15 protein-coding genes are annotated in these 16,284 nt (G+C 37.9%); 4 read left to right on the plus strand and 11 right to left on the minus strand.

The window, feature by feature from the left end:
* Window positions 1-399: 399 nt before the first annotated feature.
* Window positions 400-1,338: a PD-(D/E)XK nuclease family protein gene (locus AC3WJG_RS14370; protein WP_258006043.1), complete on the plus strand. Its 939-nt coding sequence runs from the start codon at window positions 400-402 to the stop codon at window positions 1,336-1,338.
* A gap of 156 nt (window positions 1,339-1,494) precedes the next feature.
* On the plus strand, window positions 1,495-2,775 hold the full coding sequence (locus AC3WJG_RS14375; RefSeq protein ID WP_043982798.1) for an Nramp family divalent metal transporter: 1,281 nt from the start codon (window positions 1,495-1,497) through the stop codon (window positions 2,773-2,775).
* Between the two features lie 93 nt (window positions 2,776-2,868).
* On the opposite strand, the gene AC3WJG_RS14380 is transcribed toward AC3WJG_RS14375, so the two are convergent.
* The 3 genes from AC3WJG_RS14380 to AC3WJG_RS14390 all read right to left on the minus strand — a co-directional run bounded on the left by AC3WJG_RS14380 (window position 2,869) and on the right by AC3WJG_RS14390 (window position 5,210).
* Entirely contained in the window at window positions 2,869-3,378 is a 510-nt protein-coding gene (locus AC3WJG_RS14380) for a hypothetical protein (protein ID WP_098249613.1), read from the minus strand.
* 232 nt (window positions 3,379-3,610) lie between these two features.
* On the minus strand, window positions 3,611-4,234 hold the full coding sequence (locus AC3WJG_RS14385; protein WP_337134352.1) for a hypothetical protein: 624 nt from the start codon (window positions 4,232-4,234) through the stop codon (window positions 3,611-3,613).
* Window positions 4,235-4,421: 187 nt separating this feature from the next.
* A complete protein-coding gene (locus AC3WJG_RS14390; RefSeq protein WP_492588340.1) occupies window positions 4,422-5,210 on the minus strand; it encodes an HAD family hydrolase in 789 nt (262 codons plus the stop codon).
* 211 nt (window positions 5,211-5,421) lie between these two features.
* Here AC3WJG_RS14390 and AC3WJG_RS14395 point away from each other — a divergent pair, with 211 nt between their 5' ends.
* The gene (locus AC3WJG_RS14395) at window positions 5,422-5,874 is read left to right on the plus strand and encodes a MarR family winged helix-turn-helix transcriptional regulator (RefSeq protein WP_098333091.1); all 453 of its coding nucleotides are present in this window, start codon (window positions 5,422-5,424) and stop codon (window positions 5,872-5,874) included.
* 36 nt (window positions 5,875-5,910) lie between these two features.
* Here AC3WJG_RS14395 and AC3WJG_RS14400 read toward each other — a convergent pair whose 3' ends face one another.
* Together AC3WJG_RS14400 and AC3WJG_RS14405 are read right to left on the minus strand one after the other, a co-directional pair.
* Window positions 5,911-6,345, minus strand: a complete 435-nt coding sequence (locus AC3WJG_RS14400) for a hypothetical protein (RefSeq protein ID WP_102812792.1) — start codon at window positions 6,343-6,345, stop codon at window positions 5,911-5,913.
* A 141-nt stretch (window positions 6,346-6,486) separates the two neighbouring features.
* A complete protein-coding gene (locus tag AC3WJG_RS14405) occupies window positions 6,487-7,569 on the minus strand; it encodes a tyrosine-type recombinase/integrase (RefSeq protein ID WP_492588342.1) in 1,083 nt (360 codons plus the stop codon).
* Window positions 7,570-7,904: 335 nt separating this feature from the next.
* On the opposite strand from AC3WJG_RS14405, the gene AC3WJG_RS14410 reads away from it, so the two are divergent.
* Window positions 7,905-8,900 (plus strand): DUF3231 family protein, encoded by a 996-nt coding sequence (locus AC3WJG_RS14410; RefSeq protein WP_492588344.1) that lies wholly within the window; start codon window positions 7,905-7,907, stop codon window positions 8,898-8,900.
* Between the two features lie 53 nt (window positions 8,901-8,953).
* Here the strand turns inward: AC3WJG_RS14410 and AC3WJG_RS14415 are convergent, their stop codons facing one another.
* The 6 genes from AC3WJG_RS14415 to AC3WJG_RS14440 all read right to left on the minus strand — a co-directional run bounded on the left by AC3WJG_RS14415 (window position 8,954) and on the right by AC3WJG_RS14440 (window position 16,176).
* Window positions 8,954-10,144, minus strand: coding sequence for a TcaA NTF2-like domain-containing protein (locus AC3WJG_RS14415; RefSeq protein WP_337134355.1), 1,191 nt, complete (start codon window positions 10,142-10,144; stop codon window positions 8,954-8,956).
* 47 nt (window positions 10,145-10,191) lie between these two features.
* Window positions 10,192-11,124, minus strand: a complete 933-nt coding sequence (locus AC3WJG_RS14420) for a TcaA NTF2-like domain-containing protein (RefSeq protein WP_060745521.1) — start codon at window positions 11,122-11,124, stop codon at window positions 10,192-10,194.
* Between the two features lie 140 nt (window positions 11,125-11,264).
* The gene (gene eat, locus AC3WJG_RS14425; protein ID WP_028408364.1) at window positions 11,265-12,614 is read right to left on the minus strand and encodes an ethanolamine permease; all 1,350 of its coding nucleotides are present in this window, start codon (window positions 12,612-12,614) and stop codon (window positions 11,265-11,267) included.
* Between the two features lie 21 nt (window positions 12,615-12,635).
* The gene (gene eutC / locus AC3WJG_RS14430; RefSeq protein ID WP_337134356.1) at window positions 12,636-13,349 is read right to left on the minus strand and encodes an ethanolamine ammonia-lyase subunit EutC; all 714 of its coding nucleotides are present in this window, start codon (window positions 13,347-13,349) and stop codon (window positions 12,636-12,638) included.
* Window positions 13,350-13,363: 14 nt separating this feature from the next.
* Window positions 13,364-14,734, minus strand: coding sequence for an ethanolamine ammonia-lyase subunit EutB (locus AC3WJG_RS14435; RefSeq protein ID WP_337134357.1), 1,371 nt, complete (start codon window positions 14,732-14,734; stop codon window positions 13,364-13,366).
* Window positions 14,735-14,760: 26 nt separating this feature from the next.
* Complete coding sequence (locus AC3WJG_RS14440) at window positions 14,761-16,176, minus strand: ethanolamine ammonia-lyase reactivating factor EutA (RefSeq protein WP_337134358.1); 1,416 nt, start codon at window positions 16,174-16,176, stop codon at window positions 14,761-14,763.
* Between the last annotated feature and the right edge of the window lie 108 nt (window positions 16,177-16,284).

A 16,284-nucleotide genomic window follows, 5' to 3' on the forward strand; every position in this document is an offset into this window, starting at 1 on the left:
ATAGTGAAAGCATTCAAATAAAAGTCCTTAACTCTTTCAGAAAATAATCCCACAAAAAAAAGAGAGCGCTAGCGCTCTCTTTTTTATAAAATGAAAAAGACGTCCACGCAGGACGTCTTTGATGCGTTTGTGGCGGGGACCGTGTGACCACATTCACACGTTTAGCTTGAAAGCATGTCCTTCGACTTACACAAATTAGCTCATCGCTTTATTAATATAACATCCGCCACAGAAAAAAGCAATCAATTTTTAAATAGTTTTTTCTATTTATACATATTTCACGAGAATCCACAAAATAATATGCATGCGTAGCTATTCACTCTCTACATTTTCAGTCTATTTTAACTCATGTACGAATATACTAATAGACCAACCTATGCGCAGTTTTTGAAAAAGGATGTGAATAGCTTGTTTCAAATCACTGATTTCCCTGAATTTTCATGGTCGTACTCCAGACATAAAATGGTCGCAGCGTGCAAACGAAAGTATGCCTATCATTATTATGTCTCACATAACGGATGGCTTGACAGCGCTTCTGCTCAGTCTCAGAGCGCTTATCGTCTAAAAAAGGTTTCCACTTTATCTATGTACGCCGGACAAGCCGTTCGTCAAGTGATTACAGAGGCCATTTCTGACTATACCTCTACACAGATTGTTCCGGATGAACAGAGCTTAACGGAGAAAGCGCAGCAGCTACTAAATAACGCACTGCGTGATTCTACTGACTATGGAGAGCTTTGGTATCATAAGCCCGCTCAGTATAAGATGCTTTTAGAATTCTACGAAAACGGCTATATTTCTAAAAAAGATCTTAAAGACATGCAAAAACGGGTACACATTTGTGTACATCACTTTTTACAAAGTAAATCGTTTGGCGACATCGTATCTTCACCTTTTTTAGAAGTGGAGCCCCATCAGTCGTTTCGTTCTATAAATGTGTATGATCATAAAGTATATGCGCCTTTTCATTCTCTTTTTAAAAATCCAGTCACAGACGAATTTACGATTGTTGATTGGAAAACAAGTAAACAAACAAAAGATGATTTGTTTCAACTGGCGATATACGCCCTCTATGTGCTAGCCGAATATAATATTTCCGTGGATCAGATAAAAGTCCGGAACGAATACTTGCTTTCAGGCAGTGCGCGTACGTATCAGCTTACTCTTCACGAAATTGAAGCTGTTCTTCAGCAAGTTGATGCAAGCATTGATTATATGAAAACGTTTTTGGAAGACTCAGAGGTAAATCAGCCGCTTCCGCTTGAGCATTTCCCTCAAACAGATACGCCTGCCTCCTGTCACGGCTGTTCATTTAAAGAATTGTGCCAAACGGGATAAAAAACAGCTGAAGATGATCTATATTTTTTGCTAAACTTTTTTATTGTCAAAAGAACCTTTGCTAGCATATAATTTGCATTAAGGAAACATTTTATACTTCATATAAAAAAATTAGCTTGGGCTATTTATTGTTCATCAAAGAAAGGAGCACTAGACATGAAAGATCAAAACGGCAGTAAAGCATTATCAGCTATGCAGCTAAGTGCTCAAGACGTATTGTCGGGTAAAACAAAAGGAATTAAGCGATTATTACCTTTCTTAGGGCCTGCTTTTATCGCAGCGGTTGCTTATATTGATCCAGGTAATTTTGCTACTAACATTGCAGCAGGCTCTCAATACGGATACATGCTGCTTTGGGTTGTATTAATTTCTAACTTAATGGCTGTCTTAATTCAATCGTTATCAGCTAAATTAGGGATTGCAACGGGCTTGAATTTACCCGAGATAGCACAGGAACACTTCCCGTCCTTCGTTTCTTTTGGGCTTTGGATACAAGGGGAATTGGTCATTATGGCGACGGATTTAGCAGAATTTATCGGGGCTGCTCTTGGAATTTATTTATTATTTCATATTCCTTTGTTCCCAGCTGCACTTATCGCAGCGGTAGGCTCTTTTGCTATTTTAGAGTTACAAAGACGAGGTGTTCGACTGCTAGAAGCAGCGATTGCGGCGATGGTTTTTATTGTGGTATTAGCTTTTGGGACTCAAATGTTTCTTGCGCATCCAGACGGTGCAAGTGTTGTCCACGGCTTATTTGTCCCTCAGTTTCACGGGACAGACAGCGTGCTGTTAGCTTCTGGGATTTTAGGTGCTACAGTTATGCCACACGCAATTTATTTGCACTCAGCTCTTACGCAGCGCCGCGTGGTAGGAACTACAGAATCGGAGAAAAAAGCGATTTTCCGCTTTGAATTTATTGATATTGTGATTGCCATGATTATCGCTGGTGCAATTAATGCAAGCATGCTGATTGTCGCAGCCGCTCTATTCTTTAAAAACGGACTAAACGTGCAAGATTTGGACGTGGCTTTTACACAATTTGAACATTTAATTGGTCCCTTTGCAGCTATTGCTTTCGGAGTTGGATTATTATCTTCAGGACTTTCAAGTTCTTCGGTCGGAACAATGTCTGGAGATGTCATCATGCAAGGATTTATTAAACGCAGAATTCCTTTATATCTTCGCCGGTTCATTACAATTATTCCACCGCTTTTGATTATTGGGTTTGGCGTAAATCCAACAAGTGCACTAGTTGTCAGTCAAGTTATTTTATCGTTCGGAATTGCATTTGCGCTCGTTCCTCTTATCATGTTTACAAGCAACAAAAAAATCATGGGCGGATTGGTTAATCATAAAGCTACAACAGCTGTAGCTTGGGTGATAGCAGCATTAGTTATTTGTTTAAATATCTTTTTGATTTACCAAACGTTCGCATAGTAAATAAATCAAACTTTCAAGAAAAAACAAAAAAGAGACCCTGAAAAGTTAGATATAGTCTAACAATTGGGTCTCTTTTTTATTATTTTTTTATTAAACGATAGTAAAAATGAAGTAGACGAGAGTTCCAATAATGGCCGACAGTACTAAGCAACCCAGTGGATATAAATAAGAATAGTTTTCTTTACGGATTGAAAGAAGGCGATCCACAATAAAAATAAGAATGACGCCCAGCATTCCGAATTCAAACATTAATAACCCAAAAATGGCGTGAAATATGAATGACATGATAAAATCAATTTTTTTACTACGGTCTTTTACAAAAGCACTGACTAATAAATCAACGATAACCGTGCCTAACGTCCCCATTATTAAAAAGAAGGGTGTAAAAAATAAAAGGTATAAAGGAAATAAATCAATGAAATTCGGACTGGTTTTTTTAATAGAAAAATTAGGAATTGATTCTTTTATACCTGGCATAAAACAAAAAAGTAAAGTAAAAAGAAACGCAGCTATAATGGCGGCTGATAGCTTTCTATTTAAATGCATGTTTATTTTTTTATTACTAAATTCAGTAGTTGTTTTTGTATGTTTATGATTCATATGTCTTTAACGTGATGTACGCACCTTTTCCTTTCTCATAACTTTTTTATTTATATTTTATGTCTATCTTTTGGTACCAGCAGTTACAATGATACACGTTCTTTTTGAACTTGACTACACTAACGCGTTTTATGTCTATCGTTTGCTCTTTCTATGAGAAACAAGATAGTTTTACAAAAAAACGCCTTCTTTTTCTATACAACAAAAGATAGGCGTTTTTTTCTGTATGTAATTAATAATCTTGTTTGGCTTCTTCAAACTTAAACACATCTGCTCGTTCTGATTGCTGTGTAATTAACAGGCTATACGTATGGTTGGCCTTTTTTGGAATTTTAAATGCAACATCGAGGTTAAGTGGTTCATCGTCAGATAGTGACGGTGATGAAAAAGCTGTCCACAGGGTGTGCGGGGTTTTTGTCGATAAATTTCCTCCATCAGACGGTTCGTAGGTTTGATAAGTTGCTGTGTCTTGTAATGTAAACGTTGTGTCGTTTAATACTACAGCCGAATGTTCATTAGGTGTTCGCTGAAACTGAACGGATACGACAATGTACTGGGTGTTTACTTGTTTAGCTCCTTTAACAGGATGAAATTGCGCATCCGTTGTGGACACATAATATTGACCGTGTTTTGATCGTTCTCCAAATGCTAATCGATCATCGGTTTCATCTTCTTGAGCTACCCGACTTACAGGGGCCATCGTTTCATCTGTTGCTGAAATGGTGTCTGCTCCCGGGGCATGTTTAGGTTGAGGGGTTTTGTAAGTGACGTGAGTATCGCCTTGTTTGTCTTCACAAGCGGCGAGACTTGTGAACAAAACAGCCGCTACAAGGCTTCTGGTAACTATTTTCTTCATGTTATTCCTCCAATGACTAGTCTATATACTATGCTACGTGGTATTTACCTGGTAATCAAGGATAAGATTGGTACAACGTGAATGAGATCAGTGAGATTTGGAACGGATATAGGACCTGCAAAGACTGCTGTGCTTATTTTCACAACAAAAAAGAGACGATTTCCGCCTCTTTTTTTGTTTGTTCGTATTATGAATTTAGTTCATCTAAAATTGAATGCAGTTCACTTAAATGGGTAATTTCATAAGTAGGAATGACTTCATTTCGCTCTTTATCGTGACGATTAATCCATACAGATTTCATTCCTACGCGAGAAGAACCCAGTATATCTGTCATTAAATTATCTCCAACCATAATCGCTTCATCTTTCTTTAAATCAATAAGTGATAAAGCATGGTCGAAAATAGATGGATCAGGTTTACCGCGGCCAAATGCACCTGAAATCACAATCTCATCAAAATATGGAACTAGTTCTGATGTAATATCCAATTTGGTATTTTGTAAGTCAGGTGAACCGTTTGTTAACAGCAGCAGCTTGTACTTTCCTTTTAATTGATCAAGCACTTCAAATGTTTCTTCGTATACAAACGGTGTTTTGCGGCGCTCTAACGGAAAACGCTCAGCTAGCTCTGCTCCAAAAGCATCATCGTGAATTCCTAGGGCACGAAGGCCTCGAGTCCAAGCTTCTTTGCGATAAGTAGGAACAATATCTTTCATTTTGAGGAATTCATCATGATCGTCTAAAAAATTCCCCCATAATCCTTCAAATGGATTAATGCCAATCATTTGCGTAAACTCATAGGTTTCATACGAAGCATATAATTCTCTTGCTTCCTTACGCACCGCTTCTTCTAGTTCTTCAGGTTTTAAATTATATTTCTCACTTGCATATGTACAGGTTGCAACGAATGCTTCTTTTACGCTTTTTTGGTCCCAAAGTAGCGTGTCGTCTAAGTCGAAAAATACCGCTTTAATCATGGATGTGTGTACCCCCTACTGTTTTTGAAAAAGTTTAACTATTCTTACACTAGATTACAAGGATACACACAATAAGTCTAGTGTATTTGCGATTTATTCTGTAAATTTATTCTGTGAATTTATTTTTATTAAGCATCCTCTTTACAAACAAATTTACAGAAATAAAAACAGCTGATATAATCACAGCATGTATGTATGCAGGAGGTTTTATATGGAATCGTTAGAAGAAATGTTCGGCATTCCCACCGTTCGTACAAGTAAGCGCTTAAGCAGAGTAGTTGCCGCACGCTTGCGCCCTTTTGGGATTACACCAGAACAGTGGACCGTTTTAAAACGCGTATCAGAAGCTGAATATAGTACGCAGAAACAATTAGCTGAACGAGCGGATAAAGATCAAGCGACGCTGACTAAAATTTTAGATTTACTAGAAAAACAAAATTGGATTCAGCGTATCAGAAATCCAGAAGATCGCCGCTCGTTTTTTATTCAAATAACAGAAGACGGCCTGCGGTTAAAAACAGAAGTAACGCCTGCTGTGGAGCAGGTATTTTTCGAATTAACGTCCGAATTAAACGAGCAGCAGGTGAAAATTTATACCGAAACCTTACAAAAACTTGAACACCGCGCCGAACAATTGCTTCAAGACGCAGAAGACCTGCGTTAAATACCCAAAACCCCACAGCTAACATTCTGCGGGGTTTTACACGTAGTTGGCGATGCATAGCACTTCTTTGATTTTTGAAATCACTTGTTTGGTTTCATCTGTTAAAGAGGTGAATTTAAACGCGATGGATTCTGCATTTGGATTAATGAAGGGTTCTTTGTTCGTGTCTTTGCGGTAGTCTTCAATTTGTTCTAAACAATATTTTAAAATAAACGACAAGTTCGCACGTCGAAATCTCAAACTGACGGTAGAAGGCCATCTTTTTTGAAACTGATTGCTTCCCTCATACTGAATCGCTCCAATGTAGCGCTCTCCGGACAAAAAAGATTCTTTGCTTCGATATAGCTGAACGGTTTGGGCTGTTCCGCTCCAGTCAATATAAATACCTGCTGTTTCACAAACTTTGTATATGTAATGAAAAAGCTCCGTTACTTCTCCGAAATGGTAGTGAAGCGGATGTTTAGCCGTCATAGGTAGCTCCCTCCTTTATCGACTTTCTACCATTATATTGTAGGAAAAGTAACTTATTCATTTATACAACTTATTTCATACGCATAAGCAGGAAAAATGAAAATCTATGTTTTTTAGTTTACATAAAAATATTATAAGTAATTAGCGATAACCCGATTTTCGAAACGCGTCGTATACCGTATCTTCTTGAAGTTTTTCAAGATAAACGTTCGTTGTAGCAATAGAAGAATGCCCTACTACTTGCTTCACAACCGCAAGCGGAACGTCATTAGCTAAACTGTTTGTAATAAAGGTGTGACGAAACCAATGAGGAGAAATAGACGCGTTTCCTTTTACTTTATAAACAGCTGATTTAATCGTTCGATACAACGTTGTATAGGACAGTCGCTTCTTTTCCCCGGTACGATAGTACTCTTTAATGGAATAAAAAAGCGGTTCGGTGTCAAAAGGACTTAATTCAGTGCTTTCATTTAACGCTTGCCGGTAAGTGAAAAGCGTTTCTTTCACATCATCAAACATGGGAATCGTTCGTTCCTTTTTTCCTTTACCAATCACATCTACAACCAAATTTCCGCGGCAGTCTTCGCGGAAGCTTCCCCAATTTAAACTCAGCAGTTCACTTGAACGCATTCCGCTCATATATAAAAGCATTCCCATTAAGCGATTGCGCGCTTTGAATTCCTTTTCATACTGACGAATGCGCACGACTGATTCTAACGCATTTACAATCACCTGGGCTTCCCGGTCGGTTAGCTCTCGGTACTCGGTGCGATTTTGTTTTTCCTTGTCGCTGTAATGTCCTTTTGCAATAGATGGTTTTTCAATCCACGTCGTATACAGCGAAGGATAAAAATGAGTAGCGTGTCCAAACTCTAGCATTCTTCTAAAAAATTCTAGTTTTCTTGCAGCGGTGCGATTGGCATATTGATTCATCATTTCTTCATTAAATAATTTGACTTCCATAAATCCAATCGATTTTAATGTAATCTCTCGTTCATAGAAAAAAGACAGAATCGTTTTCATGTCTTGATTGTAAGATCTGATTGTATGAGGAGAAAGTGATTTTTTGATAATACGCATTGAAAAAAAGAGCTGAATAAATTCTTCATCTGAAACGTGCTTTAAATTTAAGTTGTTATCTTCATCTAACAGCTCTGCCTCTTCCCACTGCTCTTTTAGCTGGCGAAACGAATTTTTCGCAGGAGACAATTCAAATTCTTCCATTTTACCCCTCCTAATGATTAAAAACAAAGATATCCCTTTAAAATGATCTAGGATTTGATATAACGAATTTTCATCAATTCGCAACAAATACCATTAAAAGTTTTTAAAAACCTCTCAAAACTCAATTTAAAAAGCCGTTTTTAAAAGATTTTAATGAAGACATCCATTATATGTAAAAATAATTCTGTTTTCTGCTTATTTATCTACTTTATCATACGAACGCTTGATAAGGAAGAGTTATCTTGCGTTAGTTAACTAAAGGATTTTAATTGTGTTAGACAGCAATGTTTTGGGAACACTAGTAGGAGTTTAAGTAATAATTGGAGGTACCGAATTTGGATAATCAGAAAAATAGATTGACGTCATCAGAAATTACAAGTTTATGGGCACAATACATCCAAGACACCATGTCTGTTTGTATTAGTAAATATGTGTTAGCAAAGGTTAAAGATTCTGAGGTTTATTCTCTTTTTGAATTTACTTTAGAACTGGCTGAAAAACATTTGCACGTACTTAGAAATATTTTTAAAGCTGAAAAATTAGATTTGCCGATCGGCTTTACTGATAAAGATGTAAATCTAGATGCTCCTCCTTTGTTTACGGACACCTTTTGGTTAGTATATATACACGAAATGACCATGCACGGGTTGGCTGGATATAGTATATCTTTTAGTGTTTCAGCACGCAAAGATATACGTGACCATTATTATCAATGCAATATTGATGCGATGGACCTTTATAATAAATCTATTGAAATTCTTATATCGAAAGGTATTTATCAACGATCTCCCTACTTTTCTAAAATAGAAAGAGGTCACTCGATTACAGAATGGGGATATGTCATGGACCTATTCGGAGACAAAAGACAGTTGAACTCAATGAAAGCTGGAAATATTTATTTTAACTTAAAAAAGAGTATCGCAGCTAAAGCGCTTGTGATTGGCTTCAAACAGGTAACGAAAGATAAAGATATCCATAGCTTTATGGAAGAATGTTTGCACACAGCCAGTAAGAATATAAACATTTTTTCTTCCTTGCTTCAACAAGAAAACCTGCAGTCTCCACGCTTGATGGATGCTGAAATTACAAATTCTGACGTAGCCCCTTTTTCTGATAAACTAATGGTATTTCATGCGGGATTTTTGTTTCATTTAGCTACTACATATTATGCTGCAGCTATGATAACTAGTATGAGAATAGACGTAGCCGGACATTGTGATGCTTCTATTTTAAGGGATTTAAAAACCATCTCTTCTTTTGGCCGAATAATGATCAAAAAAGGATGGATCGAAAAACTGCCAAGAGCAGATGATCGGAAAGAATTATCTTGATATCCTGCGAACTTATCTGTAAATAAAAAACATCACGCAGAGCGTGATGTTTTTTAAAGTGATTCAATTTTAGTCAGGTGCAGCTGTTTATTGCTGTAGGAAACGGTATAGGTTCGATAATACTCTTTTTCCTGACTTTGACCGTTCGTTGTAATTGAAATGACTTCTTTCGTTTGAATTGTATAGACCGCTTCGCCCTCTTCTTCACTCGCAGATTCCACGTCCAATACTGAATAATCAATGAGTTCTTCTCGAATGTCTCTTTCGTACAGCATTTTCACAAGCTGCTTTTGATCATTCCACAAAACACTATCCCGCTGGATATAAGGCTGTACGTGTTCAAATTTATTCGTGTTAATGGACTTTGTTAAATCTCGTAAATAATGTTCAATGAAAATATCCGCTGTTTCTTGATCAACTTTTTGGATGTTTTTTAAATTAAAATCTTTTTCTTCCTTCTCTTCTTTTTCTTTTTCATCTTCTTTAAAATCGTCGATTCGCTGAGAGCTGTTTTTGCTGATGGCATACGTTTTATTATTCTCTTTGAAAACCAAGATTTCTTCCTTTTCACCTTTTTCATTTGTGCGGGTCGTTTTACCTTGGTATGAAATATCACTAGAAGGATTAATTGACTTTACGTATTCGATATATTCATCGGCCGTAATGTTGAGGTATTTTTGATGATAGGTAACTTCATCCCACTCATTTAACTTCCAGTTCTTATTAACGTATTTAAAATTCATGTAAATGGTCAGTCCGCCGCTTCCTTCTTTACTAATTGGCTCAATAGCCGAGATCGAAAATTGCCCAGCATGATTGTTAATAAGTTCAAATCGAATCAGATGAGTTACATCAGGAAAAAAGCTCATATTGCATTCTTTGCAGTAATAATTAGTAGAAATACTTTTTAGCTTTGTTGCAATTAAAGATGAAGTTGCGTATGGTGTTAACGCTTTTTTTAGCGTTTCATAATCAGCAGGGTTAGATTCATTTTCCCATTCGTACTCTTCGCCTAATTCTTTATAGGTACTTGAAATTTTGTTCATCGTCTCAACCGCAGTTTTTTCTGCTTTTTTTTCTGATACAAGATCAGGCGGAAGAGATGACTTAGCTTGATCTTTTGGAATCACTTCATCTGAGGAAGGTTCGGTTGGTTTGGATAACTTAACTGTTTCTTTTTCTTCACAGGCCGTCAAAACCATTAGCAGCAGTAGAACGAATGCAATCGTCCATTTTTTATGCATAAGGTGTCCTCCTCAATGCCGAATTTAGTCTGTTTTTAAAATGATCTTTAATTCTCAAACGTATCGAGCACGTAATCACCGCTTGGAATTCCCCACTTTGCCTTTTTATTTTGATCTGTTTTAGCAAGTAATGAAATGGAATTTTCTTTGAGCGTAATAACAATGGTTCCTTTATTTCCTTGTCCATCATTTTCATATTCAATGGCTGCTTGGTTATTTTCAAAGCGAATATTTTTTTGTTCAACGGTTGACACGCGGATTTTGCTAGGTGGCTGGTACGAATTTATTTTAATCGTTGCTTCCGAGTTGGATGTAGCAAGAAATTGAATGATAGGAGATCCGTTATCATTGCCAGTGGTCCATTTTCCATCGTAGTCGTGTAAATCTGTTGTTTGTGTAGTGGGAGTTTCAGTGCTTGCATTTGGTTTAGATGAAAAGTCAAATGGTTCTACACTCGATAACTTTAACGTATCGTTTTGATAAACGGCTGTATAAAGGCGGTCACAAATTTTAGTATAAGGATCTTTACCCGGCTGCTTTAATAAGCTTTCTTCGTGGGTTTGTATTTTGAACACATGTTTAGGTTCTTCATACCAATTGACAATATGAAACGTTTGCTTCTTCTGCTCGATGCCTTGGCGTGTGAAATTTTCAACAAGAAGACTTTGCTCTTTATAAAAAGAACTGTCCGCTTTCAAAAAAGCTTTTAAATCATCAAAAGAGTTTTGATCCACTGCTTTTCCAAACGCTGAAAAGTAATCAGTCATCCAGGCTGTAATAAATTTCCCGCTCATTGCTTCTTTATTTAAATCAATCGATTGAATGCTTTCTACCTGTGTTTTTGGTTCGTTTAGTACTTTTTTTGCATCTTTTTCTACTATCATTGTATTTCCGTCTTTTAATGTTTCTTCTTGCTGACAGGCTGATAACAGAATAGATGAAACAACCGTGATAATGATTGTATTACGTTTGTTCATCATAATTGCCCCTTCTTTATCTAATATAAATGTATGTATATTCTTCCAACAAACAGACCTAGTATATCATTCTACAAAAAAACGCTCAACCCTTTAATTTCACAAGAAAAACGGCTTGCCTTTACAGCGAGCCGTTTTTCTTCCTATTTAATGGATGCTTCTTGATATGAATTGGCTGCTTCTTTTTTGAGCTGTCTAGAGCCATAAAAGACATAGTAAATAATTGAAAGAAGGAAAATTCCAAGAATCACATAAATTAGAGGTAGAGAAACGCCAAACAGCATTAAATTTGTTGTAAGAACACTGTATTTTATGATGCTGTACAAGCACAGAATCCCTAATACTAAGGCAATGCTTGGCACGACCGGGTAGTTCACTTTAAAAGGACGGGACAGGTTAGGTTCTTTTTTGCGTAAAATAAAGAGAGAAACTAAACTGATGCAGTACATCATCATTGCTCCGAACACGGATAAGATAATAAGTGCATTGGCAAACGTTGCAGATCCTGCACAAATCACGCCGATTGCTCCCGGAATCAATAAACCGCCGACAGGAACTCCTTTTTTATTCGTTTTAGCGAGAAATTTAGGAAAGTAACCATCTCGTGCAAGCGCATAGGTTTGTCTTGAAAATCCCATGATGATTCCATTTAAGCTAGCAATCAAGCCGAATAGCCCGATAATAGCAACAACGGTTGAAATGCCGTTTCCGTATACAGAAGACAGCGCCTGTGGAAGTGGATAATCGGCTAGCTTCCCGCTTCCTCCGCCAAGTCCAGCTGTTACAAATAGTGTAAACAACGTTGCGGTTGCTAGAGTAATAATCGCTCCAATAAATCCTTTAGGAATGTTTTTCTTAGGATTTTCCACTTCTTCCGCTGCCATTGCTCCTCCTTCTATTGCCAGATAAAACCAAACAGCGAATGGAATAGCTGCTAATACCCCTGTTGGCCCGTTAATAAATGAATGATCATTAAAAATATTCGATGTTTGTACATGAGGCAAACCAGCTACATAAAAAATAGATAAACCAATTAGTGCAACAATGGTAGCTGTAAGCTCAATCACCGCTACTTCTTTTACCCCGATTAAATTTAATAAAACAAAGAAAATAAAGGCACCTACTGTTGCGTATACAGGGTTAACGGCTGGAATGAGAAAATGCAGGTATGCTCCTGTTGATACGGCAATAGCAGGAGGAGCAAAAATAAATTCAAGCAAGCAGGCAATTCCTGCGATATATCCCCCAAAAGGTCCAAGTGCTCTTCTTGCATAAGCTGAAGGTCCACCTGCTTGCGGGATAGATGTTGAAAGCTCTGCATAACTGAACATAAACGTCGTGTAAAACACAGTTACAATTAAGGTTGCAATTGCAAGTCCGATAATCCCGCCTTGTTCAAACCCGTAATTCCACCCAAAGTATTGTCCTGAAATAACCATACCAACTGAAATAGCCCATAAATGAATAGGTTTTAATTGTTTTTGTAACGCCATACGTTCTCCTCCTTTTGATGTTTAGACAATAAGATGTACACCGCTTGTTTGCTGCTTGATCATTTTGTCAATCATGGTACCGATATGTGCGGCTGCCTCAATAGGAGGCGTCCCTCTTTTATGAATATTAGAAATGACCATACGATCAGACTCTTTTTTGCCTGTGCTAGGTTCATAGCACATGTAAGCACTCATTGATTCAGCACTGACCAGTCCAGGTCGCTCCCCAATCAATAGCACAAGTGCTTTTGACTTTATGATCTCGCCTATTTCATCCATACACGCAACTCGTCCCCCTTTTACAAAAAATGAAGTCCCGATATGAAGTCCATATGACTGCAGGGAGTCAATTAAAGCTGGATAGACGTCGCTTATGTTTTCTTCAATTGCCTTGGCGCTCAGTCCATCCGAGACTACCACTTGTACATCAGGCCGCTGCACGCAGTTTTTAAAAATTTCTTTCTTAGCGTTATCTGCTAATAACCTTCCTTGATCTGGCCGTTTTAAATAATGTTCTTTTGACTCCACACGTGTATTCACAGAGAAAAGGTTAAACTCGGCTAAAATATCTTCTGAAACTACTCCATATACAGAGTCTACAGCTGCAGCGTGATCCGTGCGAAAAGATAAAACGTCTTTTGTTAGCGGCCTTGTTCCTGTACGGCCGACACCTATGCGGGCAGGGGTAAATTGTTTAAGTGTTTCAAGCGGATCGCGATTTGACTTTGGTATCATAGTAAGCACCTTCCTTAAATCAAATTCATAAAAATAGTTGGGTCTCCGGCTCTAGACGTAAAGCGCCCGTTGTCCATAATACGCTGATCTTCAAGCCACTTTTGAAATAACGGCGTTGGGGTACAACCTAACACGTTACGGACCGTTGCGATGTCATGATAACTAAGAGACTGGTAGTTTAGCATGCAGTCATCAGCCATGGGCACTCCTATGACAAAGTTCACTCCAGCTGTTCCCAGAAGCATACTTAAATTATCCATATCATTTTGATCAGCATCCATGTGGTTGGTGTAACATACGTCTACTCCCATAGGCAGGCCGTGCATTTTACCCATAAAATGATCTTCTAACCCAGCTCGTAGAACTTGTTTGCTGTTATATAAGTATTCAGGTCCAATAAATCCAACAACTGTATTAACTAAAAAAGGCTTGTAGTGACGAGCTAAGCCGTAGCATCTGGCTTCGAGCGTTACTTGATCAATGTTATAGTGAGCTTCTGCTGACAGTTCAGAACCTTGTCCTGTTTCAAAATACCAGAGGTTTGGACCTTTTGCCGTTCCTTTTTCATGAATTAACGCTGTCGCTTCATCGAGCATAGACAGTGAAATTCCAAATGAATCATTACCAGCTTCTGTACCTGCTAAACTTTGAAAAATCAAGTCAGCAGATGCTCCTTTTTCAATTGCTCTCATTTGACTCGTTACGTGTGATAATACACAGTTTTGAGTAGGAATTGACCATTCGTTGATTATATTTTTTGTTTCATTTAAAAGCGCGTAGATATTATCCGTTGTGTCAATAACAGGGTTAATTCCGATAACCGCATCTCCAATTCCATAGCTTAACGCTTCGTATAGAGATGCTCTCATTCCTTTTAAATTATCTGAAGGATGATTAGGCTGGGCTCTAGAAGCCAATACTCCTTTTTGGCCGATAGTCGTTTGACAAGTAGTTTGCACTTCTATCTTGGCAGCTCCTTGAATTAAATCTAAATTGGACATAATTTTAGTAGCCGCCGCAATCATTTCGCTGCTTAATCCTTGGCTAAGTGCAAGAAGGTCTTCTCCGCTATGCTGATCGGATAAAATATATTCTCTTAAATCCCCTACTGTCCAATTTTTAATAATATCGTAAACAGATGAATCAATCTGACTTTCGATTAATGCCGAGACGTTGTCTTCATCTGCGCTGAGCAGCGGATAGTTTCTGATATCAGCAAGTGTGATATCAGCTAGGACTTGCTTTGCTGCCATTCGTTCTTTCATTGACTCAGCGCTAACTCCTGCGAGCTGATCTCCAGAACGCTCTTCGTTTGCTTTGGCCATGATTTCTTTTAAGCTATAAAATGAAAATGTTTCTCCTAACAATCGTGTAGTTTTAAACATCGTTTCCTCCTTGTATATTTAGTAGATTATGATGAAAAAGCGAGCGTTTTAACGGAAACGGAGATCGCTTCTCCAGCTACTGGTAACCCTAGATCAATGTAATCTCCGTGTGTAAAATCAATTTGATCTAAACAAATAATTTCTAACTCTTTCCTCTGTTTAGCTAATGCTTGTCCTAAAGCTTTTGCAATATCTTGCTCGCATAGAACAACGAGGCACTTAGCTCCTTTAAAACAAGCAATAAATTCAGCGCTTATTACTTTTGCTAATTCTTGAAGCATCTTATAGCTGCAGTAAGGAAAATGAGATAAAGCAATAGCAGCGGGGGGATCTTCTGCGCTGAAAATAGTTGAAGCCTGCATACATGCCGCTCGAGCTCTTTCTTGAAACATCAGCGGATTCCATTTCTCTTCTTGCTGAACAGGTATCTCTACAATCGGTATATTTTTTAACGGCAACCGCTTTGACCCAATGTATACAGTTGATCCGCTAACTTCTGTATTTTGCATACCAGCCCCAATTACAGTAGCGCGCGTTGTCTCAGCGGCTTGAGATACTTGGATGGATTGAAAATGATATGCTAGAAGCGGACCAACGTCCCCATGTATGGCCACTTCCTTCACTGTTTTTGGCTTTTGCTTCTCCATCATTGCTCCTACTCCTCCTGAAACCATGATCATTTCGGGGATAGAAGATCTTGTATGAGGAGAAACGATCAGCGAGGAATTTTGATTCAGCGCATTTACATAATTCACGGTTTCTTCAGCTAGTAATTGACAGATAGACGAGAGCTTTTCAAATGTTGCTTTTTCACCTTCTCGCAGTGTTAAAGAATTATTTTTCAAAAATTCAGTTAAATGAGAAGAAACGTAGGTAACAAAACCTTCTGAATTCAGGCGAATTAATCTTCCTCCCACATGCAGTGTAAACGTTTCTATAACTTTTCCATTTTGACATAAAGCGATGTTAGCAGTTCCTCCTCCTACATCAATATTGGCAATTACTGCATTTGTTTCAGCAGAACGTTCGATTGCTCCTGATCCTTTTGCAGCTAATATTCCTTCTAAGTCAGCGCCGGCTGTTGCAACAACAAAATCCCCAGCATGTTCGGCTAGATAGTGAACGATACTTTCTGCATTTTTCTTTCTGGCCGTTTCTCCTGTGATGATCACAGCACCTGCCTCCACTTGATCTAAGGAGATTCCTGCATTCTTATACTCTTGTTCTAGTAGTACCGTTAATCGTTGAACATCGATTTCAACATCGTTTAGCATAGGGGTGGTATAGATAGAACTTGCATACGTTACGCGACGATCAATAATTTGACAGCCTGGCAGCGTAAACTGATTTTGTTGATTTGCTATTAACAGCTTGCTTGCAATCAGTTTTGTTGTACTTGTTCCAATATCTAAACCTATGCTCGTGATCCATTTCTGTAGCATGCTATCAATCCCTTATCTCGTTTGAATATGGTGATTATCATAAAACAGTTTTTTGAATATTTCACTAACTATGTTATCAAACCTGACACACTTTTGTGTAAACAAAGG

It is taken from the genome of Priestia sp. FW507-14D1A (assembly GCF_058781295.1).

What these genes read in the sequence shown, in the direction of transcription:
- AC3WJG_RS14375 (WP_043982798.1), top strand. Translation starts at nt 1,495, where the DNA reads ATGAAAGATCAAAACGGCAGTAAAGCATTATCAGCTATGCAGCTAAGT.
- AC3WJG_RS14380 (WP_098249613.1), bottom strand. Translation starts at nt 3,378, where the DNA reads ATGAATCATAAACATACAAAAACAACTACTGAATTTAGTAATAAAAAA.
- AC3WJG_RS14385 (WP_337134352.1), bottom strand. Translation starts at nt 4,234, where the DNA reads ATGAAGAAAATAGTTACCAGAAGCCTTGTAGCGGCTGTTTTGTTCACA.
- AC3WJG_RS14390 (WP_492588340.1), bottom strand. Translation starts at nt 5,210, where the DNA reads ATGATTAAAGCGGTATTTTTCGACTTAGACGACACGCTACTTTGGGAC.
- AC3WJG_RS14395 (WP_098333091.1), top strand. Translation starts at nt 5,422, where the DNA reads ATGGAATCGTTAGAAGAAATGTTCGGCATTCCCACCGTTCGTACAAGT.
- AC3WJG_RS14400 (WP_102812792.1), bottom strand. Translation starts at nt 6,345, where the DNA reads ATGACGGCTAAACATCCGCTTCACTACCATTTCGGAGAAGTAACGGAG.
- AC3WJG_RS14405 (WP_492588342.1), bottom strand. Translation starts at nt 7,569, where the DNA reads ATGGAAGAATTTGAATTGTCTCCTGCGAAAAATTCGTTTCGCCAGCTA.
- AC3WJG_RS14415 (WP_337134355.1), bottom strand. Translation starts at nt 10,144, where the DNA reads ATGCATAAAAAATGGACGATTGCATTCGTTCTACTGCTGCTAATGGTT.
- AC3WJG_RS14420 (WP_060745521.1), bottom strand. Translation starts at nt 11,124, where the DNA reads ATGATGAACAAACGTAATACAATCATTATCACGGTTGTTTCATCTATT.
- eat (WP_028408364.1), bottom strand. Translation starts at nt 12,614, where the DNA reads ATGGCGTTACAAAAACAATTAAAACCTATTCATTTATGGGCTATTTCA.
- eutC (WP_337134356.1), bottom strand. Translation starts at nt 13,349, where the DNA reads ATGATACCAAAGTCAAATCGCGATCCGCTTGAAACACTTAAACAATTT.
- AC3WJG_RS14435 (WP_337134357.1), bottom strand. Translation starts at nt 14,734, where the DNA reads ATGTTTAAAACTACACGATTGTTAGGAGAAACATTTTCATTTTATAGC.
- AC3WJG_RS14440 (WP_337134358.1), bottom strand. Translation starts at nt 16,176, where the DNA reads ATGCTACAGAAATGGATCACGAGCATAGGTTTAGATATTGGAACAAGT.